The 25,968-nt window shown below is 60.7% G+C and carries 29 protein-coding genes; 17 read left to right on the top strand and 12 right to left on the bottom strand.

Features of this window, described 5'->3' with window-relative positions:
* From F7R06_RS14685 to F7R06_RS14675, 3 genes are all read left to right on the top strand, one after another.
* Positions 1-1,617 (top strand): arylsulfatase, encoded by a 1,617-nt coding sequence (locus F7R06_RS14685; protein ID WP_090319713.1) that lies wholly within the window; start codon positions 1-3, stop codon positions 1,615-1,617.
* Positions 1,618-1,694: 77 nt separating this feature from the next.
* On the top strand, positions 1,695-2,963 hold the full coding sequence (locus tag F7R06_RS14680; protein WP_090319710.1) for an OmpP1/FadL family transporter: 1,269 nt from the start codon (positions 1,695-1,697) through the stop codon (positions 2,961-2,963).
* Positions 2,964-3,011: 48 nt separating this feature from the next.
* On the top strand, positions 3,012-3,701 hold the full coding sequence (locus tag F7R06_RS14675; RefSeq protein WP_090319707.1) for a DUF3313 domain-containing protein: 690 nt from the start codon (positions 3,012-3,014) through the stop codon (positions 3,699-3,701).
* Here F7R06_RS14675 and ligD read toward each other — a convergent pair whose 3' ends face one another.
* Positions 3,702-6,296, bottom strand: a complete 2,595-nt coding sequence (gene ligD / locus F7R06_RS14670; RefSeq protein ID WP_090319704.1) for a DNA ligase D — start codon at positions 6,294-6,296, stop codon at positions 3,702-3,704.
* Between the two features lie 182 nt (positions 6,297-6,478).
* Here ligD and F7R06_RS14665 point away from each other — a divergent pair, with 182 nt between their 5' ends.
* The 7 genes from F7R06_RS14665 to F7R06_RS14635 all read left to right on the top strand — a co-directional run bounded on the left by F7R06_RS14665 (position 6,479) and on the right by F7R06_RS14635 (position 13,255).
* On the top strand, positions 6,479-6,937 hold the full coding sequence (locus tag F7R06_RS14665) for a cupin domain-containing protein (protein ID WP_090319701.1): 459 nt from the start codon (positions 6,479-6,481) through the stop codon (positions 6,935-6,937).
* Positions 6,938-7,191: 254 nt separating this feature from the next.
* Positions 7,192-10,110 carry a monovalent cation/H+ antiporter subunit A gene (locus F7R06_RS14660; RefSeq protein ID WP_090319698.1) on the top strand — a complete coding sequence of 973 codons (2,919 nt, stop codon included), beginning with the start codon at positions 7,192-7,194 and terminating at the stop codon, positions 10,108-10,110.
* Positions 10,110-10,454 (top strand): Na+/H+ antiporter subunit C, encoded by a 345-nt coding sequence (locus tag F7R06_RS14655; RefSeq protein ID WP_090319694.1) that lies wholly within the window; start codon positions 10,110-10,112, stop codon positions 10,452-10,454. Before F7R06_RS14660 ends, F7R06_RS14655 begins: the two co-directional genes overlap by 1 nt.
* Complete coding sequence (locus tag F7R06_RS14650; RefSeq protein ID WP_090319691.1) at positions 10,451-12,136, top strand: monovalent cation/H+ antiporter subunit D; 1,686 nt, start codon at positions 10,451-10,453, stop codon at positions 12,134-12,136. The genes F7R06_RS14655 and F7R06_RS14650 overlap by 4 nt, the downstream gene beginning before the upstream one ends.
* On the top strand, positions 12,133-12,621 hold the full coding sequence (locus F7R06_RS14645; protein ID WP_090319688.1) for a Na+/H+ antiporter subunit E: 489 nt from the start codon (positions 12,133-12,135) through the stop codon (positions 12,619-12,621). Before F7R06_RS14650 ends, F7R06_RS14645 begins: the two co-directional genes overlap by 4 nt.
* Positions 12,618-12,896 carry a K+/H+ antiporter subunit F gene (locus F7R06_RS14640; protein ID WP_090319685.1) on the top strand — a complete coding sequence of 93 codons (279 nt, stop codon included), beginning with the start codon at positions 12,618-12,620 and terminating at the stop codon, positions 12,894-12,896. Before F7R06_RS14645 ends, F7R06_RS14640 begins: the two co-directional genes overlap by 4 nt.
* Entirely contained in the window at positions 12,893-13,255 is a 363-nt protein-coding gene (locus F7R06_RS14635; RefSeq protein ID WP_090319682.1) for a Na+/H+ antiporter subunit G, read from the top strand. Before F7R06_RS14640 ends, F7R06_RS14635 begins: the two co-directional genes overlap by 4 nt.
* A gap of 35 nt (positions 13,256-13,290) precedes the next feature.
* Here F7R06_RS14635 and F7R06_RS14630 read toward each other — a convergent pair whose 3' ends face one another.
* From F7R06_RS14630 to F7R06_RS14615, 4 genes are all read right to left on the bottom strand, one after another.
* On the bottom strand, positions 13,291-13,728 hold the full coding sequence (locus F7R06_RS14630) for a DUF3995 domain-containing protein (protein ID WP_090319679.1): 438 nt from the start codon (positions 13,726-13,728) through the stop codon (positions 13,291-13,293).
* A gap of 115 nt (positions 13,729-13,843) precedes the next feature.
* Positions 13,844-14,857 (bottom strand): ABC transporter substrate-binding protein, encoded by a 1,014-nt coding sequence (locus tag F7R06_RS14625; RefSeq protein WP_090319676.1) that lies wholly within the window; start codon positions 14,855-14,857, stop codon positions 13,844-13,846.
* Between the two features lie 126 nt (positions 14,858-14,983).
* Positions 14,984-15,181 (bottom strand): hypothetical protein, encoded by a 198-nt coding sequence (locus F7R06_RS14620; RefSeq protein ID WP_090319673.1) that lies wholly within the window; start codon positions 15,179-15,181, stop codon positions 14,984-14,986.
* Positions 15,181-15,651, bottom strand: a complete 471-nt coding sequence (locus tag F7R06_RS14615; protein WP_090319671.1) for a hypothetical protein — start codon at positions 15,649-15,651, stop codon at positions 15,181-15,183. Before F7R06_RS14615 ends, F7R06_RS14620 begins: the two co-directional genes overlap by 1 nt.
* Between F7R06_RS14615 and F7R06_RS30770 the strand changes: the two genes are divergently transcribed.
* From F7R06_RS30770 to F7R06_RS14600, 4 genes are all read left to right on the top strand, one after another.
* Complete coding sequence (locus F7R06_RS30770; protein WP_162493929.1) at positions 15,625-15,762, top strand: hypothetical protein; 138 nt, start codon at positions 15,625-15,627, stop codon at positions 15,760-15,762. The genes F7R06_RS14615 and F7R06_RS30770 overlap by 27 nt on opposite strands.
* Before the next feature lie 297 nt (positions 15,763-16,059).
* Positions 16,060-16,284, top strand: a complete 225-nt coding sequence (locus F7R06_RS14610; RefSeq protein WP_090319668.1) for a hypothetical protein — start codon at positions 16,060-16,062, stop codon at positions 16,282-16,284.
* A gap of 160 nt (positions 16,285-16,444) precedes the next feature.
* Complete coding sequence (locus F7R06_RS14605) at positions 16,445-16,675, top strand: hypothetical protein (RefSeq protein ID WP_090319665.1); 231 nt, start codon at positions 16,445-16,447, stop codon at positions 16,673-16,675.
* 138 nt (positions 16,676-16,813) lie between these two features.
* Entirely contained in the window at positions 16,814-17,053 is a 240-nt protein-coding gene (locus tag F7R06_RS14600; protein WP_047530030.1) for a DUF2789 domain-containing protein, read from the top strand.
* An 8-nt stretch (positions 17,054-17,061) separates the two neighbouring features.
* Here the strand turns inward: F7R06_RS14600 and F7R06_RS14595 are convergent, their stop codons facing one another.
* The 3 genes from F7R06_RS14595 to F7R06_RS14585 form a co-directional block, all read right to left on the bottom strand.
* Positions 17,062-17,265 (bottom strand): hypothetical protein, encoded by a 204-nt coding sequence (locus F7R06_RS14595; RefSeq protein WP_090319662.1) that lies wholly within the window; start codon positions 17,263-17,265, stop codon positions 17,062-17,064.
* Between the two features lie 210 nt (positions 17,266-17,475).
* Positions 17,476-18,699: a methyl-accepting chemotaxis protein gene (locus F7R06_RS14590; protein WP_425415219.1), complete on the bottom strand. Its 1,224-nt coding sequence runs from the start codon at positions 18,697-18,699 to the stop codon at positions 17,476-17,478.
* A 620-nt stretch (positions 18,700-19,319) separates the two neighbouring features.
* Positions 19,320-19,724 carry a TraR/DksA family transcriptional regulator gene (locus F7R06_RS14585; RefSeq protein ID WP_047530036.1) on the bottom strand — a complete coding sequence of 135 codons (405 nt, stop codon included), beginning with the start codon at positions 19,722-19,724 and terminating at the stop codon, positions 19,320-19,322.
* Positions 19,725-20,087: 363 nt separating this feature from the next.
* On the opposite strand from F7R06_RS14585, the gene F7R06_RS14580 reads away from it, so the two are divergent.
* Entirely contained in the window at positions 20,088-20,699 is a 612-nt protein-coding gene (locus F7R06_RS14580) for a glutathione S-transferase (RefSeq protein WP_090319657.1), read from the top strand.
* A gap of 181 nt (positions 20,700-20,880) precedes the next feature.
* On the opposite strand, the gene F7R06_RS14575 is transcribed toward F7R06_RS14580, so the two are convergent.
* Together F7R06_RS14575 and F7R06_RS31075 are read right to left on the bottom strand one after the other, a co-directional pair.
* The gene (locus tag F7R06_RS14575) at positions 20,881-21,810 is read right to left on the bottom strand and encodes a hypothetical protein (protein ID WP_090319654.1); all 930 of its coding nucleotides are present in this window, start codon (positions 21,808-21,810) and stop codon (positions 20,881-20,883) included.
* A gap of 185 nt (positions 21,811-21,995) precedes the next feature.
* Complete coding sequence (locus tag F7R06_RS31075) at positions 21,996-22,304, bottom strand: YdcA family protein (RefSeq protein ID WP_090319651.1); 309 nt, start codon at positions 22,302-22,304, stop codon at positions 21,996-21,998.
* Positions 22,305-22,476: 172 nt separating this feature from the next.
* Here F7R06_RS31075 and F7R06_RS14565 point away from each other — a divergent pair, with 172 nt between their 5' ends.
* Positions 22,477-23,160: a response regulator transcription factor gene (locus F7R06_RS14565; protein ID WP_090319648.1), complete on the top strand. Its 684-nt coding sequence runs from the start codon at positions 22,477-22,479 to the stop codon at positions 23,158-23,160.
* Complete coding sequence (locus F7R06_RS14560) at positions 23,138-24,532, top strand: sensor histidine kinase (RefSeq protein WP_090319645.1); 1,395 nt, start codon at positions 23,138-23,140, stop codon at positions 24,530-24,532. The genes F7R06_RS14565 and F7R06_RS14560 overlap by 23 nt, the downstream gene beginning before the upstream one ends.
* A 63-nt stretch (positions 24,533-24,595) precedes the next feature.
* On the opposite strand, the gene F7R06_RS14555 is transcribed toward F7R06_RS14560, so the two are convergent.
* Positions 24,596-25,006, bottom strand: coding sequence for an SRPBCC family protein (locus tag F7R06_RS14555; RefSeq protein ID WP_090319642.1), 411 nt, complete (start codon positions 25,004-25,006; stop codon positions 24,596-24,598).
* A 27-nt stretch (positions 25,007-25,033) separates the two neighbouring features.
* Positions 25,034-25,831: an SDR family NAD(P)-dependent oxidoreductase gene (locus tag F7R06_RS14550; protein WP_090319639.1), complete on the bottom strand. Its 798-nt coding sequence runs from the start codon at positions 25,829-25,831 to the stop codon at positions 25,034-25,036.
* Positions 25,832-25,968: the final 137 nt, after the last annotated feature.

Raw genomic sequence — 25,968 nt, 5'->3', positions numbered from 1 at the left:
ATGAACCGGACACCATTATCCTCACTGTTCGCTTTACCGATACTGCTGTCTGCAATGGCTCTACCCGTCATTGCACAAGCCGCCGACAAAACGGCGCCCAACATCGTGGTCATCATGGGTGACGATATTGGCTGGTCCAATATCGGTGTCTACAACCAGGGCATGATGGCCGGCCGAACCCCCCATCTCGATCAGCTCGCCAATGAGGGCATGCGCTTCACCGACTATTACGCCGAGGCCAGTTGCACCGCCGGGCGTGCCAACTTCATCACCGGTGAACTGCCGATCCGCACCGGCATGACCACGGTCGGCCAGGCCGGGTCGCCCATCGGCATTCCCGCCGAAGCCGTGACCATCGCCACCACCCTCAAGGCCATGGGTTACTCCACCGGCCAGTTTGGCAAGAACCACCTGGGGGACTTGAACGAGTTCCTGCCCACGGTGCATGGCTTCGATGAGTTTTTCGGCTACCTCTATCACCTCGACGCCATGGAAGATCCGGCGCACCCCAACTATCCGCAAGACCTGCTTGCCACTGTGGGCCCGCGAAACATGGTCCACAGCTGGGCCAGCACCACCGACGATACGACCGTCATGCCGCGCTGGGGCAAGGTCGGCAAACAGAAAATCGAAGACGCCGGCACGCTCTATCCGGAACGCATGAAAACCATCGACGAGGAGATTCGCGACAAGGCCTTTTCCTTCATCGACAAGGCGAAACAGGACAACAAACCGTTTTTCGTCTGGCTTAACCCGACCCGCATGCACATCGTCACGCACCTGTCCGACAAATACGAAGCCATGCGTAATGCGCAAAACGGCTGGTCAGAACAGGAAGCCGGCATGGCGCAGCTCGACGATATCGTCGGTGACGTCATGGACAAGCTGAAAAAAGACGGCATGGATGACAACACCATCGTGATTTTCACCACGGACAACGGCGCGGAAAACTTCACCTGGCCAGACGGCGGCACAACACCCTTTGCCATGGGCAAGGGCACCGTCATGGAAGGCGGTTTCCGGGTGCCGGCCATCATTCGCTGGCCGGGCAAGGTGCCGGCCAATCAGGTTGCCAACGGCATCATCTCCGGCCTGGACTGGTTCCCGACCCTCGTCGCGGCGGCAGGCAACCCGAACATCACGGCCGAACTGTTGAAAGGCAAGCAGCTGGGCGATACCACCTACAAAGTGCACCTGGACGGCTATGATCAAACACCGATGATCACCGGCAAGGGTCCGTCGAACCGCCATGAAATCTTCTACTTTGGTGAAAGCTCGCTCGGTGCGGTGCGCATTGATGACTACAAATATCGCTTCATTGACCAGCCAGGTGGCTGGTTAGGAGCTAAAGTTCCCGTGGATGTACCGTTCCTGACCAACCTGCGACTGGACCCTTTCGAGCGTATGGGTTGGCCGCAGGATCAATCGGCAGAGGGTTCGCAACAGTACTTCGACTGGTTCAAGTACCAGTTCTGGCGTTTCGTGTTCGTGCAGCAACAGGTAGCCAAACTGGCTGAAACCGCGATCGAGTTCCCGCCCATGCAAAAAGGCGCGAGCTTCAACCTTGATTCGGTCAAGGCCAAGATCGCCGCGGCTCGGGCGGAGATGGCCAAGTAAGGAGTCGAATTCACGGGTGACCGAAGCTGGTCATCCGTGCCTCTGACGGATGTTTATCGACGCTAAAAGGGATTCGTATGCAGATAAAGACCTCCGCCCTGCCTGCCGCCACGCTACTCGCCCTGTGCTGCCAGCAAGCGTGGGCCGGCGGCATCTTGCTCTACGAAACCGGCACCGATAACACCGGCCTGGCCAATGCCGGTGCCGCCGCCAGGGCCCAGGGGCCCTCGACGATCGCCAGTAACCCGGCGGGCATGAGCTACCTGCCGGGTACGCAAATCACCGCTGGCCTGCAGGTGCTCTACGGCGACATGAGCTTCGATCGCGACTCGGGCACCAATGTCCAGGGCAGCGGCAGTGGCAATGCTTTCGATCCGATCCCCGGCGGCAGCTTCTTCGTCACCCATCAACTCGACGATCACTGGAGCGTCGGCTTCGGCCAGTACGGCGACTTCGGTCTTGCGCTCAATTACGACAACGACTGGTCCGGGCGCTACTTCGCGCAGAACGTCAGCCTGCTGGGCGTGTCGATGGTGCCGAGTGTGGCCTACCGCTTCAATGACCAATGGTCAGTCGGCATCGGCGTGAAAGCCATGTACGGCATGCTCAAAGCCGACACCGCCATTGACCGCTCGCCTTTCGGCCTGACCGACCGCAGCGACGGCCAGTTCAAGTACAGAGACAACGATTGGGGCTTTGGCGCCAACGTCGGGGTGATCTATGCCCCGCAACCCGGCACCCGCCTCGGCCTGACCTACACCAGCAAGGTTGATCTGAATTTCGAAGACAAGCTGGACGTCAAGGGCGACGGCCCGGTACTTCGACGCCTGGACAACACCAATACCCAACTCGACACAACGGTGCCACAAACCGTCACCCTCAGCCTGTTCCAGCAACTGGACCGGCAGTGGGCCTTGCTGGCATCGGTCAACTGGCAGGACTGGTCGGAGTTCGGCCAGGTCGGGATACAGGTCGACACCACGGCTGACAATGCCCGATCAACCACAATCGACGCCAACTACAAGGACACCTGGCATCTCTCCCTCGGCGCGCAATACCAGGCCACTCAACAGCTGTTATGGAACGTCGGCGTGGCTTACGACAGCAGTGCCGTGTCGGACAGCAATCGCACGGTCACCGTGCCGATGGCCGAAACCTGGCGCATTGCGACAGGAGCCACCTATGCTCTTAACAAGGACACCGACGTTAACGTGAGTTGGGCGATGGTCTGGCTGGGTGACATGCCGGTGGATCAGACCAAAACCGTGTCAGGCAGTCGAATTTCCGGTCAATTCGACAGCGCCTGGATTCAAGCGGTGACCGGCAACATGACCTGGCGTTTCTGATTTCTGTTGACGACGAAAAACGACTTTATCCAAGGAGCACACAGCATTATGAACTTGTCCCGAAACTTGCTTATCGGCGCCGCGCTGACCGGCCTCCTGCTCGGCGGTTGCACCTCGAAAGTCACCGAAAAGACGCAGTACTCCGGCTACCTGTCCAGTTACAACAACCTGCAAGAAGTCGAAACGCCCAGCGGTGGTACGGCGATGCGTTGGATAAGCCCGTCGTGGAACCCCAATGCCTACGACACGGTAGCGTTCAACAAGCTGGAGCTCTATCCGGCGCCCAAACCCAATGAGCGGGTCAACCAGCAGACGCTCAGCGATATCCAGAACTACATGACCACCAAGGCCAAGGGCACGCTGGGTCAGAAATACCGCGTGGTGACCACGCCGGCCTCCGCACCCATGGGCTCGAAATTGTTGATCATGCGCGCGGCAATCACCGGAGTGACCGCCGAAAACGAAGGCATGAAGTGGTATGAAGTCGTTCCGGTGGCCGCCGTCGTCGGGGGTGTCAGCGCCGCGACCGGCCATCGGGATCAGGACACCACCCTGTTTATCGAAGCCGAGTTTATCGACGCGAAAAGCAACCAGACCGTGGCCCGCGTTGTGCGCAAAGTGTTCGGCAGCACCCTGGAAAATGAGAGCCAGAAGATCACCGCCAAGGATTTCAAAGCGGCCATCGACAAGCTGGGCACCGACTTCCAGGCCTTCATCAGCAAACCTCCAGCAAACTGATTACTGCTTCATGCCGACCCGCCGACGCATGTCGGCGGTGATCGACTGCCTGGTTTTCTTCAGATCTGCCCAAGGCGCATTGCCGACCTCGGCCAGGCGTTCATGCAGATTATGAATGTTCCACTGGTTGCCGCCCTTGAGCGACTCGACCTCTTCACGAAAGATCGGCACAGACACCGGCAAGCCTTCGCGGGTACGCGCGGCATAGGCGCAGATGGTGGTCGCACCCAGACCGTTGCGCAGGTAATCGATGAAAATCCGCCCGACCCGATTCTTCGGCCCCGACACCGCGGAAAACCGCTCCGGCAGCAATTTCGCCATGTGGCTGACAATCGCGTGGCTGAAATCCTTGACCTCATCCCAGCCCAGCTTGCGGGTCAGCGGCACCACCAGGTGAATGCCCTTGCCTCCGCTGGTCTTGAGAAACGCCTTGAGTCCCAGTTCATCGAGTACCGAAAGGGTCAACTGGGTCGCCTCCACCATGCGTTTCCACGGTAATGCCGGGTCCGGGTCGAGGTCGAGCACGAAGCGGTCGGGCTTGCCGAGGTTGTCCGACGTGGCGTTCCAGGTGTGCAGTTCCACCATGCTCATCTGCACCGCACCGATCAGCGCTTCGGCGCTATTGATGACCATCATCGGCTGGCCGGTGAGTGTCGGGTCCAGGGTGGTGATGCCGGGAATGGCCAGGCGTTCGGCGTTTTTCTGGAAAAACAATTCGCCGGCAATTCCGTCCGGTGCCCGCACCAGCGCCACGGGGCGGTCCTTGAGCTCGGGCAAAATCCACTCGGCAACGCTGGCGTAATATTGCGCCAGCTGCATCTTGGTGGTGCCACTGCTGGCGTCGATGACCCGATCCGGGTGGGTGATACGGACCTTGCCCTTGTCCAGGCCGATCTGGGAGGGCGCAGGGTCGGTGTTCTTTGTCGCGGCAGCAGGTTTGACCACGCTGCTTTTTTTCTCGGGGGCAGTTTTCACGGTCGTCGCACGCTCCTCGGTAATGTCTTTGGCAGGCTTGTCGTCGCGCAGGCCATGGAACACGGCATGGCGCACCGAGCCGTCCTTGGTGATTTCGGCAAAGGCCACTTCCGCGAGCAACCGGGGTTTGAGCCAGTGCACCGTCTTGAACTCGCCACCCTCGGGTGGATTGACCACGGCCGGTTTTTTCGTCTTCAAGGGTTTGAGTTGATCGTGGATACTGGCGAGGGTCGCCTCGGTAAACCCGGTGCCGACTTTGCCGGCGTAGCGCAACTCACCGCTGTCACGGTCATGCAAGCCCAGCAGCAACGCGCCAAATGCACTGCGCGAACCTTTGGGATCAGTAAAGCCTACGATGACGAACTCCTGCCGATGCTTGCACTTGAGCTTGATCCAGTCGCTGCTGCGCCGGGACACATAAGGCGACCCCAGGCGCTTGCCGATCAAGCCCTCCATGCGCATCTGGCAGGCGCTGTTGAGCAGCGCCTGAGGCTCTTCGTCAAAGCTGTCGGAAAAGCGCAGCAAGGGGTCATCACTGGCCTTGAGCACTGTTGCCAGCGCGGCCCGGCGTTCTTCCACGGGCACTTCACGCAGGTCCACGCCGTTGAGGTACGGCAGGTCGAACAGGTAGTAGACGATGTTGCCGCTGCGACCGGCCTCGAAGGCATTTTGCAGGGCCTGGAAGTCGGGTACGCCCTCCTCGTCCACGACCACCATTTCGCCGTCGAGCCATGCCGATTCGAGGTGCAGGGCGGCCAATGCCTCGGCTTGGCCGGGCAGCTTGTGGGTCCAGTCGTGGCCATTGCGCGTGAAGAGCCTGACCTCGCCGTGGTCGATGCGGGCCATAATCCGGTAACCGTCGAACTTGACCTCATAACGCCACTGGCCATCCGGGGCCTTCTCCACCAACGTCGCCAGTTCCGGCTTGATCAGCTCGGGCAATCCGGCTTTGCGCGCGCCGGTCAGTTGTCCGGACTTTTCCTTGCGTGCCGGGCTGGCCGGTTTCCTGATTGTTTTGGTTTTGGCGGGTTTGCCGGCGTTGGACGCCCTGGCCACGATGCTGCGTTCGCTGAGTACGCTGTCGGGCTCGGCGGCCACCACGTCATAGTCGCTCTGCGGTCTGGCCGCTCCGTCCTGATGCTTGATCAGAAACCATTGCTCCTGCTTGCCCGGCATGTGCGTGCGCACCAGATTCCACAGGCCGGCCAGTTTCTCGCCTTGCAGTTCGAATTTGAGTCGGCCCTTGGCGTAAGCCTGGGCCGGATCGTCCTGGGGTATCCACACGCCGCGGTCCCAGACAATCACTTCCCCCGCGCCGTAATGCCCCTCGGGAATGCTGCCTTCAAAGGTGGCGTAATCGATGGGATGGTCTTCGACGTGCACCGCCAGGCGCTTGACCTTGGGGTCCAGCGACGGGCCCTTGGGCACCGCCCAGCTCTTGAGCACGCCGTCGAGTTCCAGGCGGAAGTCGTAATGCAGGTGCGAAGCGTCGTGCTTCTGAATGCAGAACTGCAAGGCATGGCCCTTGGCGTTTTTTCTGCCCGAACGTTTGATTGCGACCGGCTCCGTCGTCGCCGAAAAATCGCGCATGCGGTTGTAGTCATCCAGGTCCTTGTTCATGGCTCACCTGCTGCTCGCTACAGGACGCGAATGACTCGTCCCTCCCTCAGCAGAGCGGGCCGCGCGTACGAAAATTCCATCGACATTGGATTTGCCCGGACAGACGGCCCGGGCAGCCAGGCCGGGGGGTGCCCTCCAGTGCTTATACTCAAGCGGTGTTGTCTCACTCCTGGAGAACAATCATGCGCACGGTTCATGTCATCGACGCCGGGAATGTACCTGCGCCGGTCAATGTCGTTGGCGAGACGATCACCATTCTCGCTGGCGGCGACCTGAGTAAACCCTTTGAGGTGCATATCCAGGAAGGTGTGCAAGGTGGCGGCCCGCCCCCGCACTTTCATCCTTGGGATGAAGCGTTCCTGGTCATCGATGGCCAGGTCGAAGTGACGGTGGAGGGCAAGGCCACGACTATCTCGGCCGGAGGCTATGTGCATATCCCCGGCGGCTCGATCCATGCGTACAAGAACATCAGCCCTACCGCGAAAATGATCGGCGTGGTGTCCGACCCGCGTGGCGGACAGTTCTTTGCCGCGATGGACCAGTTCAAGGTGCCCGAGGACCTGCCACGGATCTTTGAAATCGCCGAGCGCTATGACGTTACCTTTCTGCTGCCCAAGCCGGATGCCCCTTCAGCGGGCTGACCACATTATCGTTCTTCGCGGGCAAGCCTCGCTCCCCCAGGGATCTCGGGACGGCCACGGATCTGTGTCATCAAAGATCAACGGTGGGAGCGTGCTTGTTCGTGATGGCGTCAGACCGGTCAGACACCTGTCTCTGAAACAATGAAAAACAGGCTTTTTCCGTCTACCGTGTAGGATTCTGCGACAGCTTGGCGTTTGGTGATCCGGGAGCTGGCACGTATGATGCTTCACAAACTTCCGCAGATTAGAAGCCTATGTCCCTGATAGTTCTACTGCTTCTGCCTTTCATAGGCAGCTGTCTGGCGGCCGTGCTGCCACACAACGCGCGTAACACCGAATCCCTGTTGGCTGGCCTGGTGGCCTTGATCGGCACCCTTCAGGTCGCGCTCCTGTACCCCCAAATCGCCCATGGCGGCGTGATCCGTGAAGAGTTCTTCTGGCTGCCCAGCCTGGGCCTGAACTTCGTCCTGCGCATGGACGGTTTCGCCTGGCTGTTCTCGTTGCTGGTAATGGGCATCGGCACACTGGTGTCCTTGTATGCCCGTTATTACATGTCGCCGGACGATCCGGTGCCGCGCTTCTTTGCGTTTTTCCTGGCGTTCATGGGCGCCATGCTCGGGCTGGTGATCTCCGGCAACCTGATCCAGATCGTGTTTTTCTGGGAACTGACCAGCCTCTTCTCGTTCCTGCTCATCGGCTACTGGCACCACCGGGCCGATGCCCGGCGCGGTGCCTACATGGCGCTGATGGTCACCGGCGCTGGCGGCCTGTGCCTGCTGGCGGGGGTCATGCTGCTTGGCCATGTGGTCGGCAGCTATGACCTGGACAAGGTCCTGGCCGCCGGCGATCTGATTCGCGCACATGCCCTCTACCCCATTCTGTTACCCCTGATCCTGATCGGCGCACTGAGCAAAAGCGCGCAATTCCCTTTCCACTTCTGGCTGCCCCACGCCATGGCCGCACCGACACCGGTGTCGGCCTATCTGCACTCGGCGACCATGGTCAAGGCCGGGGTGTTTCTGCTGGCACGGCTGTGGCCGTCGCTGTCGGGCAGCGAACAATGGTTCTACATCGTCAGCGGAGCCGGGGCCTGCACCCTGTTGCTCGGCGCCTATTGCGCGATGTTCCAGAACGACCTCAAGGGTCTGCTGGCCTACTCGACCATCAGCCACCTGGGCCTGATCACCCTGCTGCTGGGCCTGAACAGTCCGCTGGCGGCCGTGGCCGCGGTGTTTCACATCCTCAACCACGCCACCTTCAAGGCCTCGCTGTTCATGGCCGCCGGGATCATCGACCACGAAAGCGGCACCCGCGACATCCGCAAACTCAACGGCCTGTTCAAACTGATTCCGTTCACCGCCACCCTGGCCATGGTCGCCAGCGCCTCGATGGCCGGCGTGCCGTTGCTCAACGGCTTCCTTTCGAAAGAGATGTTCTTCGCCGAAACCGTGTTCATCAACGCGACCGCCTGGGTCGAATTGACCCTGCCGATTGTGGCGACCATCGCCGGGACCTTCAGCGTCGCCTACTCCTTGCGCTTCACCGTAGACGTGTTTTTCGGCCCGACCGCCACCGACTTGCCCCACACCCCGCACGAACCGCCACGCTGGATGCGTGCGCCGGTCGAGTTGCTGGTGTTCACCTGCCTGGTGGTGGGCATTTTCCCGGCCCAGGTGGTGGGCCCGCTGCTCGCTGCCGCCGCGTTGCCGGTGGTGGGCGGCACCCTGCCGGAATACAGCCTGGCGATCTGGCACGGCTGGAACGCGCCGATGATCATGAGCCTGATCGCCATGTCCGGCGGCATCGTGGTGTACCTGCTGCTGCGTAATCAGCTCAAGCGCGGGCGTTTCCGCTACCCGCCGCTGGTTGGCCGGTTCAACGGCAAGCGCCTGTTCGAACGCATCCTGGTGATCAAAATGCGCCTGGCCCGGCGCCTGGAGCGACGGATCAGTACCAGGCGCCTGCAGGCCCAATTGTTCCTGATGGTGCTCGCCGCGGTGCTGGCCGGCCTGATCCCGATGCTGCACAGCAGCCTGCACTGGGGCGACCGGCCGAAGATTCCCGGCTCGATCGTGTTCGTCATCCTCTGGCTGCTGGCGATTGCCTGTGCCCTGGGCGCCGCCTGGCAGGCCAAGTACCACCGTCTCGCCGCCCTGACCATGGTCAGCGTCTGCGGCCTGATGACCTGCGTGACTTTTGTCTGGTTCTCGGCGCCGGACCTGGCCCTGACCCAACTGGTGGTCGAAGTGGTGACCACGGTGCTGATCCTGCTGGGCCTGCGCTGGTTGCCTCGACGGATCGAAGAAGTGTCGCCCCTGCCGAGCAGCCTGCGCAAAGCGCGTATCCGCCGTATCCGCGACTTGCTGCTGTCGACCGTGGTCGGCGGCGGCATGGCGTTGCTGGCCTACGCGATGCTGACCCGGCAAACGCCGAACGACATTTCCTCGTTCTACCTCAGTCGCGCCCTGCCCGAAGGCGGCGGCAGCAATGTGGTCAACGTGATGCTGGTGGACTTCCGCGGCTTCGACACTCTCGGCGAAATCACCGTGCTGGTGGCCGTCGCCCTGACCGTGTACGCGCTGCTGCGGCGTTTCCGCCCACCGAAAGAGAGCCTGCAACTGCCGGCGCAACAACGCCTGCTGGCGCCCGACGTGGTCACCGACCTGGTCAACCCGCGCCACGCCAGCGACACCGCCCTGGGTTTCATGATGGTGCCGGCGGTGCTGGTGCGCTTGCTGCTGCCGATTGCCGTGGTGGTGTCCTTCTACCTGTTCATGCGCGGGCACAACCAGCCCGGTGGCGGTTTCGTCGCGGGCCTGGTGATGTCGGTGGCGTTCATCCTGCAATACATGGTCGCCGGTACCCAGTGGGTCGAGGCGCAAATGAGCCTGCGACCGCTGCGCTGGATGAGCACCGGCCTGCTGTTCGCCACCGTCACGGGCCTGGGCGCCATGGCGGTCGGGTATCCATTCCTCACCACTCACACCTGGCATCTGGACCTGCCCGTGCTGGGCGACATTCATGTGGCCAGCGCGCTGTTCTTTGACATCGGCGTGTACGGCGTGGTGGTGGGCTCGACGCTGCTGATCCTCACGGCCCTCGCCCACCAATCGGTTCGGGGTCACAAAACGGCTGCGCAACCCAAACCCGTCGCCATGAAGGAGACCGTCTGATGGAAGAAGTCATTGCCATCGCCATTGGCGTACTGGCCGCGTCCGGCGTCTGGCTGATCCTGCGGCCACGGACATTCCAGGTGGTCATGGGCCTGTGCCTGCTGTCCTATGGCGTCAACCTGTTCATCTTCAGCATGGGCAGCCTGTTCATCGGCAAGGAGCCGATCATCAAGGACGGCGTGCCCCAGGACTTGCTGCATTACACCGACCCGCTGCCGCAGGCGCTGGTCCTCACGGCAATCGTGATCAGCTTCGCCATGACCGCGCTGTTCCTGGTGGTTTTGCTGGCCTCCCGGGGCCTGACGGGCACCGACCATGTGGATGGCCGGGAGACTAAAGAATGAATGCAATGACGCACCTGATCGCGGCCCCGATTCTGCTGCCGCTGCTGACCGCCGCCATCATGCTGATGCTCGGCGAGAAACATCGTCCGCTCAAAGCCAAAATCAATTTGTTCTCCAGCCTGCTGGGCCTGGGCATTTCCGTCCTGCTGCTGCAATGGACGCAAACCACGGGCGTGCCCGGCTCCATCGGCGTCTACCTGCCGGGCAACTGGCAGTCGCCGTTCGGCCTGGTGCTGGTGGTCGATCGCCTGTCGGCGCTGATGCTGGTGCTGACCGGGATCATCGGCGTCAGCGCGCTGCTGTTCGCCATGGCGCGCTGGGACAGTGCCGGTTCGAGTTTCCATGCGCTGTTCCAGATTCAGCTGATGGGCCTGTATGGCGCCTTCCTCACGGCGGACCTGTTCAACCTGTTCGTGTTCTTTGAAGTGCTGCTGGCCGCCTCCTATGGCCTGATGCTGCACGGCTCGGGCCGCGCGCGGGTGTCGGCGGGGCTGCATTACATCTCGATCAACCTGCTGGCCTCGACCCTGTTCCTGATTGGCGCGGCGCTGATCTACGGCGTCACTGGCACCCTGAACATGGCCGACCTGGCATTGAAAATCCCGCTGGTGTCGCAGGCCGATCGCGGCCTGCTGCATGCCGGCGCGGGCATTCTGGCGGTGGCGTTCCTGGCCAAGGCCGGTATGTGGCCGCTGAACTTCTGGCTGGTGCCGGCCTATTCTTCGGCCAGCGCACCCGTGGCCGCGATGTTCGCGATCATGACCAAGGTCGGCGTCTACACCCTGCTGCGCCTGTGGACCCTGCTGTTCTCCGGCCAGGCCGGGGCGTCGGCGTACTTCGGTGGCGACTGGCTGATCTACGGCGGCATGGCGACCATCATTGGCGCAGCCATCGCGATCCTCGCCGCGCAACGGCTGGAGCGGATGGCCAGCCTGAGCATCCTGGTGTCGGCGGGCATTCTGTTGTCGGCTATCGGTTTCGCCCAGCCCAACCTGATCGGCGCGGCGCTGTTCTATCTGGTCAGCTCGACCCTGGCACTGAGCGCGCTGTTCCTGCTGGCCGAGTTGATCGAGCGTTCGCGCTCGGCCATCGAGATCCCGCTGGAAGATGAAAACGAAATGCTGCCGCGACCGATGCAAGCTTCGGCGCCGGTCAAGGGCATCAACCTCGACGACGATCTCAAAGCCGTGGTCGGCCAGGTGATTCCCTGGACCATGGCCTTCCTTGGCTTGAGCTTCATTGCCTGCGCGCTGTTGATCATCGGCATGCCGCCACTCTCCGGCTTCATTGGCAAACTCGGCCTGCTCAGCGCCCTGCTCAACCCGCTGGGCCTGGGCAATGCCGGTGACGAGCCGGTGTCAAACGCGGCGTGGGGATTGCTGGCGTTGCTGATTCTTTCCGGGCTGGCATCGCTGGTGGCCTTTTCCCGCCTGGGCATACAGCGTTTCTGGACGCCTCAAGAACGGCCGTCACCGGTCCTGCGGCGCCTGGAGTGCGCGCCGATCTTCGCGCTGTTGGGTTTGAGCATTGTGTTGACCTTCAAGGCTGAGCCGCTGCTGCGCTACACCCAGGCGGCGGCCGATGCCTTGAACAATCCGCAGCAATATGTGATGGCCGTGCTCGGCACCCGGGCAGTGCCGAGTCCGGAAGCCAAGGCAGCGCTCCTGGAGGTGCAACCATGAAGCGCCTGTTTCCTGCACCGTGGCTGTCGCTGGCGCTGTGGCTGTTGTGGCTGGTGCTGAACCTGTCGACGAGTCCCGGCAACTTGTTGCTGGGTGCAATGCTGGGGTTCTGCGCACCGTTGATGATGCGCAAACTGCGCCCGCTGCCGATCCGCATTCGCCGGCCGGGGGTGATTGCGCGCCTGTTCCTGATGGTCGGTCGTGATGTGGTGGTGTCCAACCTCGCGGTGGCCTGGAGCGTGCTGAACGCCGGTCGCAAGCCACCGCGCTCGCGCTTCATCAAGGTGCCGCTGGACCTGCGCGACGCCAACGGCTTGGCGACGTTGTCGATGATCTGCACCGTGGTTCCCGGTACGGTCTGGTCGGAACTGGCGCTGGACCGCAGCATTCTGTTGCTGCATGTCTTCGACCTGGAGGACGAAGCGCTGTTCATTGAGCACTTCAAGGCGACCTACGAGCGCCCGTTGATGGAGATTTTCGAATGAGCACCCTGCTATCGAACGCGATTGTGCTGAGCCTGTTGCTGTTTTCCGTGGCGATGATTCTGACCCTTGTCCGCCTGTTCAAGGGCCCGTCAGCCCAGGACCGGGTCCTGGCACTGGACTACCTGTACATCGTCGCGATGCTGATGATGCTGGCATTGGGCATTCGTTATGCCAGTGACACCTACTTCGAGGCCGCGCTGCTGATCGCGCTGTTCGGCTTCGTCGGCTCGTTTGCCCTGGCGAAATTCCTGCTGCGTGGCGAGGTGATCGAATGAGCGCGCCACTGTCTGTGTGGGTGGAAATCCTGGTGGCTATCCTGCTGGTGCTCAGCAGCCTGTTTGCGCTGATCGGCGCCATCGGCCTGGTACGAATGAAGGATTACTTCCAGCGCATGCACCCGCCGGCGCTGGCCTCGACCCTGGGCGCCTGGTGCGTGGCACTGGCCTCGATCCTCTACTTTTCGGCACTCAAGTCCGCGCCGGTGCTGCACGCCTGGCTGATTCCGATTCTGCTGGCGATTACCGTGCCGGTGACCACTCTGCTTTTGGCCAGGGCGGCGCTGTTTCGCAAGCGCATGGCGGGGGACGATGTGCCGGCGGAGGTCTCCAGCCGGCGTAGCGAAAGCGGTCGCTAGTTCAGCGTTTTGTGTTGGCTGGGCTGGCGTTGGATTCAGACCCAGGCCACCGCCAACAACCCCGCCCCCAGCACCACACACAACGGCGAGTAGACCCAGGTATCCAGCCGGGCAAACTTCGAGCCCTTGACCTCTTTGAAAAAACCCACCAGTTCCGAATCACCGATGGCCCTGGCGAACATCAAGATCGCGATGGCACTGATCAGCCATTGCAGCGACCAATGGGACACCGCCGGCAACCACCACCCCACGCGCAAACACACCAGCAACGAAATCAACAACAACGCCCAGGCCACCAACAGCGTGATCCAGCCCCGCGGTTTGAAGGCGGGACGCAACTTCGGCTCGCCCTCCACCGGCACTTGCGGCACCGCCGCCACAGCGGCCCACTCGCCACCCAATGCCCAGTAGACATGCATCAGGCTGATCGCGGCGAAAGTCGTCACCAGCCATTGAGCCAACACCAGAGTCATGGTCAGAAATCCTTGAAAGGGATTCGAACAATCATCCTAGTTGGCATTTCCTGAACTGCACGGCCCTGTCGGCGCGACCCGACCAACGCCACTGCCAGCTATCGCCGGAGCGGCCTTAGAGCCCGGCGGAAACCTTGTCCGCCACCTCCTTGGGCAGCCAGGCTTTCCACACATCCGGGTGCGCCTTCATGAACGCCTCGGCGGCCTGGCGCGGCGCCGTGTGTTTCTCGCTCATCTCGGCCAGGGCCTTGTTCAGCGGATCGATGGGCAGATCGACCCTGGTGAAGAACTCGGCTATCTGCGGGTACTGTTTCTGGAACGGCGTGGACACGCCAATGGACAGTTTCGAGGGCAGTGAACGGGTGGGCTGCGGATTGGGGTTGTCAGCGTCGGTCAGGGTTTTCCAGGCTTCGGCGTCGAACGGCGGCTCTTGCAGTTGAACCAACTTGAATCGGCCGAGCAACGGCGTAGGCGACCAGTAATAGAACAACACCGGTTTGCCGCGACGGATCGACGAACTGATCTCCGCGTCCAGCGCCGCTCCGGAACCACTGCGGAAGTTCACATAACTGTCTTCCAGCCCATACGCCTTGAGCTTCTGTTTATTGACCACTTCCGAAGTCCAGCCGATCGGGCTGTTGAGGAAGCGTCCCTTGGTGGGGGCTTCCGGGTCTTTGAACACATCCTTGTAGCGCGGCAGGTCGCTGACACTGCGCAGGTCCGGCGCCAGCGGCTTGATGCCCTTGGCCGGGTCACCCTTGATCACATACTCCGGCACCCACCAGCCTTCGGTGGCGCCCTTGACCGTATCGCCCAGGCTCGCGACCTTGCCTTCGGCCTCCGCCTTGACCCAGACGGGGCTGCGCCCGGCCCACTCTTCGCCAATGACCTGGATGTCATTGTTGGCCAGGGCGGTTTCCAGGGTGATGGTGGTGCCCGGCAATGTATCGGTCGGCAGCCCGTAGCCCTTCTCGACAATGATGCGCAGGATATCGGTGATCAGGCTGCCACTTTCCCAATTCAGGTCGGCGAAGTGGATCGGTGCCTGGGCAGCCGATACGGGCACCGATGACGCCAACAATCCGAAAGTGGCCAGGGTAGCGGCCAGCAAGCGTCGAAAACCTTTCATGCTCTTTGCACCTCGTGCTGTTCACAGCAATGGCAGGATGGCCTGGCAGAAGACCGCGAAGCCTCTGAATAGTCAGTCAACTGACTTTAGTAGAGGTTCCTGCTTTCGAGGGAGCATGCCCTGGTTTTAGGAAGTTTCCTGCAAGCGCGCCAATTCTCTTCTGACCATGCTGGCATACGCTGCCGGGCGCAACGCGTAGATCTGTGAGGCCACCCAATTCAGCCAGGCTCCCTGCAGCACAGCCTTCTGCCCGAACAGCCGTTGGGCCTCGGCTTGAGCGCTGGCGAGGTTTTGCTCGTGGAAGTCGGCGCGGGTCAGGCTCATTACTCGCTGGCCTTGAACATCACCAGTTCGCCCTTGCGCCACTTGGCGGCCTTGGCGGTCACGGCCTTGAGGGTCTTGGTCAGGCCTTCCTGCAACTGCTCGTGGGCGGCGAACACGGTCACTACGCTGTGGCCTTCCTTGAACACGATGGCATGACCGTCGGCGGTGGTGACAAAGGCGTAGTCGCCCAGGCCGTAGACCGTCAGTTTGATATCGCGGAATTTGATTTCCAGTTTGCCGCCTTCGCGACTGGGCAATACCGAGGCGCTGAAATGATCGCCTACCTTGAGTTTGAGCCCAGGCTTATCGTCCACCACCAGTGCTGACTCGGTGTCGATTTCGGCAATGTAAATGCCTTCAGCGTTCTGTTCGGTGATGTAAACGAAACGTGACTGAAACTGTTTAACAAGCTTTGCGCGCAAATCACCCAGCACGAACAAAGCATGCATATCGAGATTACTTACTGCCAAGGAAACATCCCCACATCTGAAAATGACGCCGCACGCGAAAAAGGCGCACGGCCAAAAAAAGCGGCAATGCCGAAGGTGAAACCAGATACCCGGGTTGAAGTCCTGAAATGAGCAGAGGGCTCATCCATCACGAGGCTTGAGCAGACTACTGGATGTCGCTCGTATCGTCTTGCCTGGCGTTCGTCAAAGGTTGAAGGAAAACGCCCTTCGTACGGCCAGAGAAATACGGACTATCAACTTCGGGGAAAATTCTCTCAAAAAAAAGCACTTTTCTGACATATCGCCAGCCAGAAATTGCTTTAGATAAACATCGATCCCCCCAGTGAGGGTGATTCTAGAGCAGCGATGCTCGTTGAGACCACCCATACCGACGTACATACGTCGGCAAAACAATGAAAAGGACTTCATATGTGCACACTGACCCACTTCGCTCATCCCCAAACATCGCACCTGATGCTGTCGCAACACCCCGAACTTGCCACCCAAGCCCTGCATCAGCCCAGGTTTCAGGTGATATTGGCCGGCAATGCCTTCTTCCATATCAAGGAAATTTCCACCGGACACGTCAGAGGTTTCCGCGGCGATCACAACGAAGCCTGTGCCCTCGCCCGCTCACTTGAATCACGTGTTTGACAGTTTGGTTTCCTTTCTTGCGATAGACGTTTCGTCACACCGGCGACTTATCTCAGCCGCCGGCCCGCAACAACTGCCATACTGCCCGGCCAATCAAACGCCGCCTCTCCAGGTGGACGGCGTTAAACATAACAATATATTTCCAAGGGAAGGCAGCAACGTGACGGAATTTGATATCGGCGAGTTTTTTATTTGGGGCGAAGCCAGAGAAGTCGACGGTGAGTTCCAGGCTGTCATAGTCATGCGCGCCAAACCGCCACTGAGAACCGTGACTTACCATCAGGTTGAAAAGGATCGCTGGTTCAAAACTTCGGACGTCGCTGCCAACGCGGCCCAGGAATCGGCAAAAGAACTGAAGGCTGCCGTCGATGCCGGTGCCTTGAAAGCCTGATCATCGCGTTTGCGGTCTATGCTCACTCCTGCATTTGTACATCGCTTTCGAACTCCTGACGCGCGGCTCCCTCAGATGCAATGTAGCCGCACCTCAGATCTCGTCCTCGACGCGACCGCCCACTGCAAGGAGAAGAAGATGGAATCACCGACACACGACTTGAAAGGTTTGTTCGACCAGCTCGGCCTGGACTCCACTCAAAAAGCCATCGACGATTTCATTGCCAGCCATTCACCGTTGCCCGACGACAAGAAACTCATCGATGCCGAGTTCTGGACCCCGCAACAGGCCGGTTTCCTGAAAGAACAACTGCGTGAAGATGCCGACTGGGCGCGGGTGGTCGACGACCTGAACCTGCGCATGCATCAGATTCACTAGCGCCAGGCTCAATGCAGGCTGTCTGGTGTTTCTTTATTCAATTGCGCCAGCCAGGCAGCCCTGCACTCCTCCGCTTCATCGCGACTGGAGAATGCCGTCCCCCGGCGTTCACCGTTGAGCAGCACCACCCAACAGACGCTCTGCCCCAACGCCCGCAAACTGGCGGGCACACCGCTGCCGATCATCACCGCCACATCAACTTTACTGAGCATGCTGACCTCTCTAAATCCGTTAGCAACCTAACTATGTAGGCATGTTAATCAGTCGATTCGAGGGGAAACAGCAGAGACGCTGCATATCAGCGTTTCCAAAAACGTAACAATAAGGCACGCCATGCAGACCGTGCAGGAGCTGGCTTGCCAGCGAAGGCACCCTCAAGGACACCATCGCCGGCAAGCAGCCCCCAAGAAAATCCAATCGCGCTAGCGAGGTTTTTCCGGCTTGTAGCCCAGACGCAAACCACCCCAATGCCGTCCCTTTATCAGGATCGGCACCGATAGGTCGTGCATCAATTCTCCCGTGTCTCGGGTGTACGTTTGCAGCAGTACCGGCTGTTGATGGCTGCCACAACGGATGCCGGTACGGTCGGCAAACTTGCGCTTGGTGCGGTTTTGCGCGGTATCGACCTGGACATCGCCGATCAGCGGCTGGCTGAAGGCTTTGTTGTGGGTCGGCACGTAGCCTTGCTGGGTGCAGGCAATCGCGAACACCAAGCCTTCATGGCGCGGCAGCAGCGGTTCCTGGATCGCCGGCAAGACTTGATCGGTGTAGCGATCGAAGCGGGTCTGATACTTGGGCGGGCTGGTGTCGGGAATCGCCTGGTAATGACGGTCGAACAAGTCATCGAGGCTGATTCGGCCGGCGTCGATGTCGGCTTCGAAGCGCGCGGCAATCTGGCTCGCCCCTTCGCGGGCCAGGTCGTAGATCCGCTGGTGATAGTCATCCAGTCCGACTTCCGCCAGGCGTTCGCTGATGGTTTCGGCCTGACCTTCCATTTGAATGGCGGCCTGGGCCAGCCGCTGGGTTTGCTGGTCGCTGATGGCCAGGTCGCTGCGCATCTGTTCGATGGCATGGAACAGGCTATCGAGTTGTTCGCGGTTGGTCTCGGCGCCTCGGGCAATTTCACCGACCTGGCTTTCGACGCTGGCCGCCAGGCGCGCGATGTTTTCCAGATGTTGTCCCGTGTGCTCGACCTGCCGCACGCCGGTGTCGAGGTCGCTGGACAGTTGCCGGATCTGCTCCACCACTTGCGTGGTGCGTTGCTGGATATCGGCCACCATCTCCCCGACTTCACCGGTCGCCGTGGCGGTACGCGCGGCGAGGCCACGAACCTCGTCGGCCACCACCGCAAAGCCGCGCCCGTGCTCGCCGGCGCGCGCCGCCTCGATGGCCGCGTTCAACGCCAGCAGGTTGGTCTGGCTGGCGATGGACTGGATCACCAGGGTGACGCGCTGGATGTCATCGCTACGCAGACTCAGGGCTTCGATCAGTTCACGGCTGCTATTGGCCCGCTGACTGAGCTGATGCATGCGCGCAATCGATTCGATCAACTCGCCACGCCCCGCCGCGCCGCTTTGATGCGCCTCGCTGGCAGCACTCAGGGCCGCACGACTGAGCGTCGACGTGGCTTGTTCGGTGACAATCATGACTTCGGCGTTGCTGACGATCTGCGCCGCCGCACCGAGCTGCGATTGCAGCTTGTCCGCCAGTTGCTTGACCGAAAAGGCCACGCCCGCCGCTGACAGGGCGTTATGACTGGTGGTGTAGGAAAGATCGCGAGTCAACGCGGAGAGGGCGCTGGACGTATCGGCAGGAGCCACTTCAGGCGTCGCACGCGAACGCAGACGAGGCAGCCAGACAATCAGCACCGCCAGCGGCAGGCCCAGGTAAAGCGACCAGCCACCCAGCGTCATGCCACACAACAACAGCATCAGGGCGATGCTCTGCAGTGTCGGCGTCAACCAGCGGTTTTTCGGTAAAAGTTCTGGTGCAGGCACTGCCGCAACCAGAGATCCATCTCTCGTCATCGTTATCACCCCGCCATCTTCTAATTGTTGTCATCGCATTAAACGCCGGCACAAAGCCATTATCCATGGGCCTTTAGTCGTGGTCGTTGCAGCAGATCAATAGAAGTGCGGGGATTTCCGTAGACGTCGAAAAGCAAAGATCGCAGCCGTCGACAACGGCTGCCGAATCGGAGGCAGACGCTGGCGAAGGCTGCGATCTTTTCACAGACAGCCCGGGCTGAGCGGGCTGCCTGGCAGAATCACGCCTGACGCTGGTGCTTGTCGATTTGCTCGTGACGCTCTTGAGCTTCGATGCAGTACTTAGTCGTCGGGCTGATCAACAGGCGTTTCAGGCCGATTGGCTCGCCGCTGTCGTCGCACCAGCCGAAGCTGTCTTCCTTGATGCGTTCCAGGGCTTGTTCTAACTGAGGCAGCATGCGCTGGTCGCGATCGATCGCATTCACCAGCCAGGTGCGCTCTTCTTCGACGGAAGCCGCGTCAGCCGGATCGGCCGGGGTGTCCAGGCTCTCGATGGCGATGCGGTTCTGTTCGATGCGCTCATGGGTTTCGACTTTCATGTTTTGCAACAGCTCGGCGAAAAAAGCATGTTGCTCGGCATTCATGTAGTCATCCGCCGGCATGGCCAGCAACTTGTCCTTTGTCATTGATATCTCTATAAAAAAACGTGCATTAAGGCGAATAAGGGAGCGTTCCGGCAGACCTGGTCAGGCCATCGGAAAGGCGCCGTTTGTTCCAAGCGCCACCCGGCACTCAATTTACGAGGGGCGGCAGTCTAAGGCCGACTTGAGGCCTCAGCAACTGAAAAGACAGCGAATTTGTCCGGCAAAGCCTCGAAAATGCTCTATGGCAGGCATTCAGGCGGTCATCGGAGTGCGTTTATAGCAAGAAATTCCATGCAGCGGAGGTATATAGAAGACAAACGGCTATCCAATACCGCCTCATTTGCACAGCCGCCAGGCTCAGCTAAGGTTGTCCCTCCCGAAATGGCTACTTCAAGGAGCAGTTAAATGAAGCTGATCGGCATGCTGGATTCGCCTTACGTACGACGCGTCGCCATTTCTGCCAAACGCCTGGGCATTGCGCTGGAGCACGAATCGGTGTCGGTGTTCAGGCACTTCGAGCAGTTCCGGCAAATCAACCCGGTGGTCAAGGCGCCCACGCTGGTGCTCGATGACGGCGAGGTGTTGATGGATTCGACGCTGATCATCGACTACCTGGAGGCCCTGGCCGCACCGGGCCGCAGCCTGATGCCCGCTGGCATTAAACAGCGCGCGCATTCATTGCGCCTGACAGGACTGGCGTTGGCGGCTTGCGAAAAGTCAGTGCAGCTCTATTACGAGCGCAACCTGCGCCCCGCGGACATCCAATACCAACCCTGGGTTGAACGGGTCGAAGGGCAACTGGCGGCGGCCTATGTCGCGCTGGAGCGCGAGCTGGACAAGCAACCGCTGAACACCGACGGTTCGATCGACCAGGCTGGCATCACTCTCGCCGTGGCCTGGAGCTTCACCCGTCTGGTGGTGCCGGATCAGGTCGCTGCGGACCAGTTTCCTCGCATCGCGGCATTTACTGCCTATGCCGAAGGGCTTGAGGCGTTTGTGAGCACTCCGATCGACTGACACATTCAGGATCAAAACAGCGCAGCCTGCGACAGTTCCTGCACAGATTCGTACAGGGCCGTCACAGGCTGCGCTGTTTTCCTTTAATGGATCAGTGCATGAACAGCGCGATCAGGATGATGATCGGGATCGGTACGCCAAGAAAGAACAACAGTAATGAGCGCATGGTGTTTCTCCTGAGTTAGCGAAGGGTGGTGGTAGTGACGTAAGTGTCGGTTTCCAGATACACCACGGCGTCCCGACGACGACCGCCAAAAGTCGCGGCAAGACTGGCGAAAAATGCACCGGCCAACAGCGCAACGAACATCCATAACGTGGTCCAGGCAGCGACTTTGGCGGCCGTATCCGCCGCTTGTTGTGCCTTCAGTTTGGCGTCAGCCACCGCTTTTTGAGTACGCCCATACACTTCATCGACCCGGCGTTCAGCATCTGCCTGGGTGAGGTTGGTCCGTTGCGCCACCAATTGCGCCAGGTAGGTGCGATCCTCGGCAGCCAGTTGCCCATCATTCAAGGAACGGACAAAGATGCGCGTCACGGTGCCCCGAGCGGCGTCATCGCTGACGGCGGCCGGACGATCATCGCGAAACAGGCTGTCGACGAAGTAACCGTATTGATCGCTGTCGGTATTGGCCGCTGCGGTGCCGGCCGCTTGAGTCACGGCACTGGCGGCGCCACCCACGACCTGCGCCCCGGCCTGCACCCCGCCGCTGACCAGGCTGCTGACCGATCCAGCCACCAGTGTGGCCGTGACCAGCGTCGCCACGCACCAGGCCAGGAAGCCATGGGCGGTGTCGCGGAAGTAGACTTCATCGCCGTGCATGTACGCCCACTTCACCCGCAGCCGGCCGGCGATGTAGCCACCGGCCCCGGAAGCGATGATTTGGGTGACGGCCAGCCAGACGATCGTGGAAATGCCCAGGCCCTTGGCGCTCACGCCCTCATTGGCCCACGGCGACACCGCCGAAAACCCAAGGCCAAAACCCAGCAGCACCAGAATCAGCGATAACGCCGCTGCCGCTGCCGCCCCGGCGAATATCGCCCCCCAAGACACGCCCGAGAGCGTGCTCGATTCATCTACGGCAGGATAGAAACCATCAGAGGATCTATTCATCGTTGTATCGCTCCAGGCAGGAAAGATGGTGTTACAACTCTTCAAATGAACAATTGCAGTGACCGTGCCAGTCGCGAGATTTAGATAAGTTGTTAAACTTCAGCGGGTTACAAAGATGGAACTTCCAAAGGTCATGCAATATGCAATAAACGGCCAGGCCCGGCGGGTTTTCTGCATTGCCAAAACTATTTGCGCCTGTAGCTTTTATTGCCCGCAGGCGTGAGGCAGTAGACGCCGCCTCTGGGGCCCGTACAGAACGAACCGGTTCCGCAGGCGCAACCCTCGGCGTCCTGCACAAATGCTTGTGGCCGGGCCTGGCTTTTGCTGCCATATATAGATGAACAACTTTTTTTCGAAGCACTGATGGAGCCGTCGTTACACAGGAACAGCTCACCGTCACAACGAGCAATACCGCCCTTCTTTCCCGAACAGGGTGTATTGGCAGCCCACGACGATGAGCAGACAACGCACAGCAACAACAGGCATATCGGCATCCAGCCAGGTTTCAAAGTACGCACGTTGCAGCTTCCCGCTGAAATTATGGCCCAATGATATCAATGCTCCCTTGTCGCACCGTAAGCACATGAAAGTTAATTTATTAAGTCACGGGCAATTCTTGGCAAAATGCTTCGAACTCAGAATTGAACCGATTGATCAGGCCAGCCTATGACCCGTATTTTGACCATCGAAGACGACGCCGTGACCGCCCGGGAAATTGTCGCCGAACTGAGCAGCCACGGCCTCGAAGTCGACTGGGTCGACAATGGCCGCGAAGGGCTGGAGCGCGCAGTCAGCGGCAACTATGACCTGATCACCCTTGACCGCATGCTGCCCGAGCTGGATGGCCTGGCCATCGTCACCACGCTGCGGACCATGGGTGTGGCGACCCCGATCCTGATGATCAGCGCCCTCTCCGACGTCGACGAACGCGTGCGCGGCCTGCGCGCCGGCGGCGACGATTACCTGACCAAGCCCTTCGCCACCGATGAAATGGCCGCCCGCGTCGAAGTCCTGTTGCGCCGCCAGAACAACGTGACGGCACACGTCACCACGTTGCGGGTGGCGGATCTGGAACTGAACCTGATCAGCCACGAAGCCAGCCGCAATGGCGAGTTGCTGACGCTGCTACCTACTGAATACAAGCTGCTCGAATTCCTGATGCGCAACACCGGGCAGATCCTGTCGCGAATGATGATTTTCGAAGAGGTCTGGGGCTATCACTTCGATCCGGGCACCAACCTGATCGACGTGCACATTGGCCGCCTGCGCAAAAAAATCGACCCACCGGGCAATGTTCCACTGATTCGAACCGTGCGAGGCTCGGGTTATGTCATTGCCGAACCCGTCTAAAGGCTGGCGTTCTTCCAGCAGTCGTCTGCTGGCGCTCTACAGTGCGTTGTTCGTGACCTGGAGCGCGATACTCATGGGGGTCATGTACTACGAGGTGTCGGCCTACCTGGACAACCTGGCCAAACATTCGCTGATGCAACGTCAGCACCTGTTCTCGCGCTTTCAGGGCGAACAGCTGGTGGATGCCCTCGCCGTCAGCATGACCTTCGACATTCGCGGCCTCGACGCCTATGGCCTGTTCGACAGCCATGGGCGTTACCTCAGCGGCGCCCTGCGCGCGATCCCGCTCGACTTGCCGCTGGACGGCAAGATCCACATGCTCAGCGACTGCACCGACTCCGACGACCCGACCCTGCCCGCGGACAGCTGTGACGCGGTAGCGACCCAGACCCCCGACGGTCGCTGGCTGGTGCTGGTGCGGGACAACGGTTCGTTGTTTGCCGTCACCCGCATCATTCTCCATGCATTGTTCTGGGGCGTGACCTTGACCATTCTGCCGGGCATTGTCGGCTGGCACTTGTTGCGCCGCCGCCCGCTGCGGCGAATTCGCGCGATTCAGGCCAGTGCCGAGGCGATCGTCGCCGGTGACCTGACCAAGCGCCTGCCGCTGTCCAATCGTCGCGATGAACTGGACATGCTCGCCGCCATCGTCAACGCCATGCTCGAACGCATCGAACGCTTGATGAACGAGGTCAAGGGCGTGTGCGACAACATCGCCCACGACCTGCGCACGCCGCTGACCCGCTTGCGCGCGCAGCTCTATCGCATGCAGCAACAGGCTGGTGAAGGCTCTGCCGAAGCGGCGCAACTGGATTCGGTACTGAGCGAAGCGGACACCCTGATGGCGCGTTTTCGCGGCCTGCTGCGGATTTCCGAACTGGAAGACCGCCAGCGCCGTTCCGGTTTCGTGCAGCTCGATCCGGTGTCGTTGCTGCAGGAACTGCATGAGTTTTATCTGCCACTGGCCGAAGACGATGGCCTGGTTTTTCAATTGCACGTGCCTGGGTCATTGCCGCCGCTGATGGGTGACCGGGCGCTGCTGTTCGAGGCGATTGCGAACCTGTTGAGCAACTCGATCAAATTCACTCCGCCCGGCGGCGCGGTCATTTTGCGAGGGATCAATCAGGGTGGGCATACCCGCATCGAAGTGCTTGATTCCGGTCCCGGAATCCCGGAGGCCGAACGCGAGGCGGTATTCCAGCGCTTCTATCGCGCCGAAGCCGGTAATCAGAAAAGCGGTTTCGGCCTGGGGCTGTCGATCGTCGCGGCGATTGTCAGCCTGCACGGCTTTACGCTCGAGGTGGGACGCAGTGAACTTGGGGGCGCGCGGCTGGTGATCGATTGCCGCCAGAGCTTGATTGCCCCGACCTGACTCAAATCTCCTGAATCGACACGGAACCTGTGGGAGCTGGCTCCCACAGGCTTCTGCGTTGACTCAAGCCGGGTAATTGGCCCGCAACGCCTGCAGGCCACCCTGGTAAATCCCGGCGAATAACGCCACCACCTCCTCATCACTGACCCCCACCGGTTCAAACCGGCCGGACCAGGTCACCCGGGCGCCCTCGCCCTGGCTCTCGACCTTGATCATCGCCAGGTACTCAGTGGTCGGAAACGGCGCCTGCACAATCGAGTAGCTGTAGGTCTTGCCGGCATTGTCGAACGCTTGCAGGCGCTCGATCACCACCGCGCCGTCCGCGGTTTGCAGACTGCGCACACGCCCGCCTTCACTGAGTTCGCTCTTGGGAATGAACGGCAGCCAGTCCGGCAGCGAGTTGAAACCCCCGATCAATTGCCAGACCTGATCGGCGGTGGCCGGGATGTCGATGAAGGCTGATGCAGATGCCATGGAATGTTCTCTCTTGATCAGTAAGGGTCAGATGGCCAGGCTGTCGACGACACCGCCGTCGACCCGCAGGGCGGCACCCGTGGTGGCCGAGGATAACGGTGAAGCGATGTAGGCCACCAGATTCGCGACTTCCTCGACATGGGCCACGCGCTGGATGATCGAAGTGGGCCGGGCCTTGCGCACGAAGTCGTCGGCTTCCTCCTGCAGGCTGCGACCGGATTGCGCAATCGCATCCTTGAGCATCTTCTCCACACCATCGGTCAAGGTCGGGCCCGGCAGGATCGCGTTGACCGTCACCCCGGTGCCCGCCAGCCGCTTGGCCAGTCCATGGGACACCGCCAGGTTGGCGCTTTTGGTCACGCCATAGTTGAGCATGTCGGCCGGGATCGCGATCCCGGATTCCGAAGACAGGAAAATCACCCGCCCCCAGCCCTGCTTGACCATGTCCGGCACGTAATGCCGCGACAGGCGCACCCCTGAGATCACGTTGACCTCATAAAAGCGCGTCCACTCGCTGTCGGGGGTGTCAAAGAAATCCACCGCTTCGTAGATCCCCAGGTTGTTCACCAGGATGTCGGCCCGTGGTTCGGCGGCGAACAGTTTTTCCGCGCCTTCTGCCGTCCCGAGATCGGCAGCCAGCCCGCGCAATTGAGCGCCCGGCACCTGCTGGCGAATGCTCGCCAAGGCCTGTTCGACCTTGGCCGTATCGCGACCGATCACCACCACCGTGGCGCCGGACTCGGCCAACGCCTTGCTGATGCCCAGGCCGATGCCGGCCGTGCTGCCGCTGACAATCGCCAGTTTTCCACTCAGATCGATTTTCATGCTCAAGCTCCAATGATCGGCAAGGTGCGCGCCCGGACACCCATTTCGCCTCACGCAGCGCCTGCCAGAAGGTTGTGGGAATCACGCAGTCATGAACGGAAAGAGTGTAGCGACCCGTCAGAAAATTACCCTCTGGC

Origin of the sequence: Pseudomonas moorei (assembly GCF_008801475.1) — a bacterium.
Taxonomy (GTDB): Bacteria; Pseudomonadota; Gammaproteobacteria; order Pseudomonadales; family Pseudomonadaceae; genus Aquipseudomonas; species Aquipseudomonas moorei.
The sequence above is the reverse complement of the archived record's forward strand: the minus strand, read 5'-3'. Positions and strand labels throughout refer to the sequence as shown.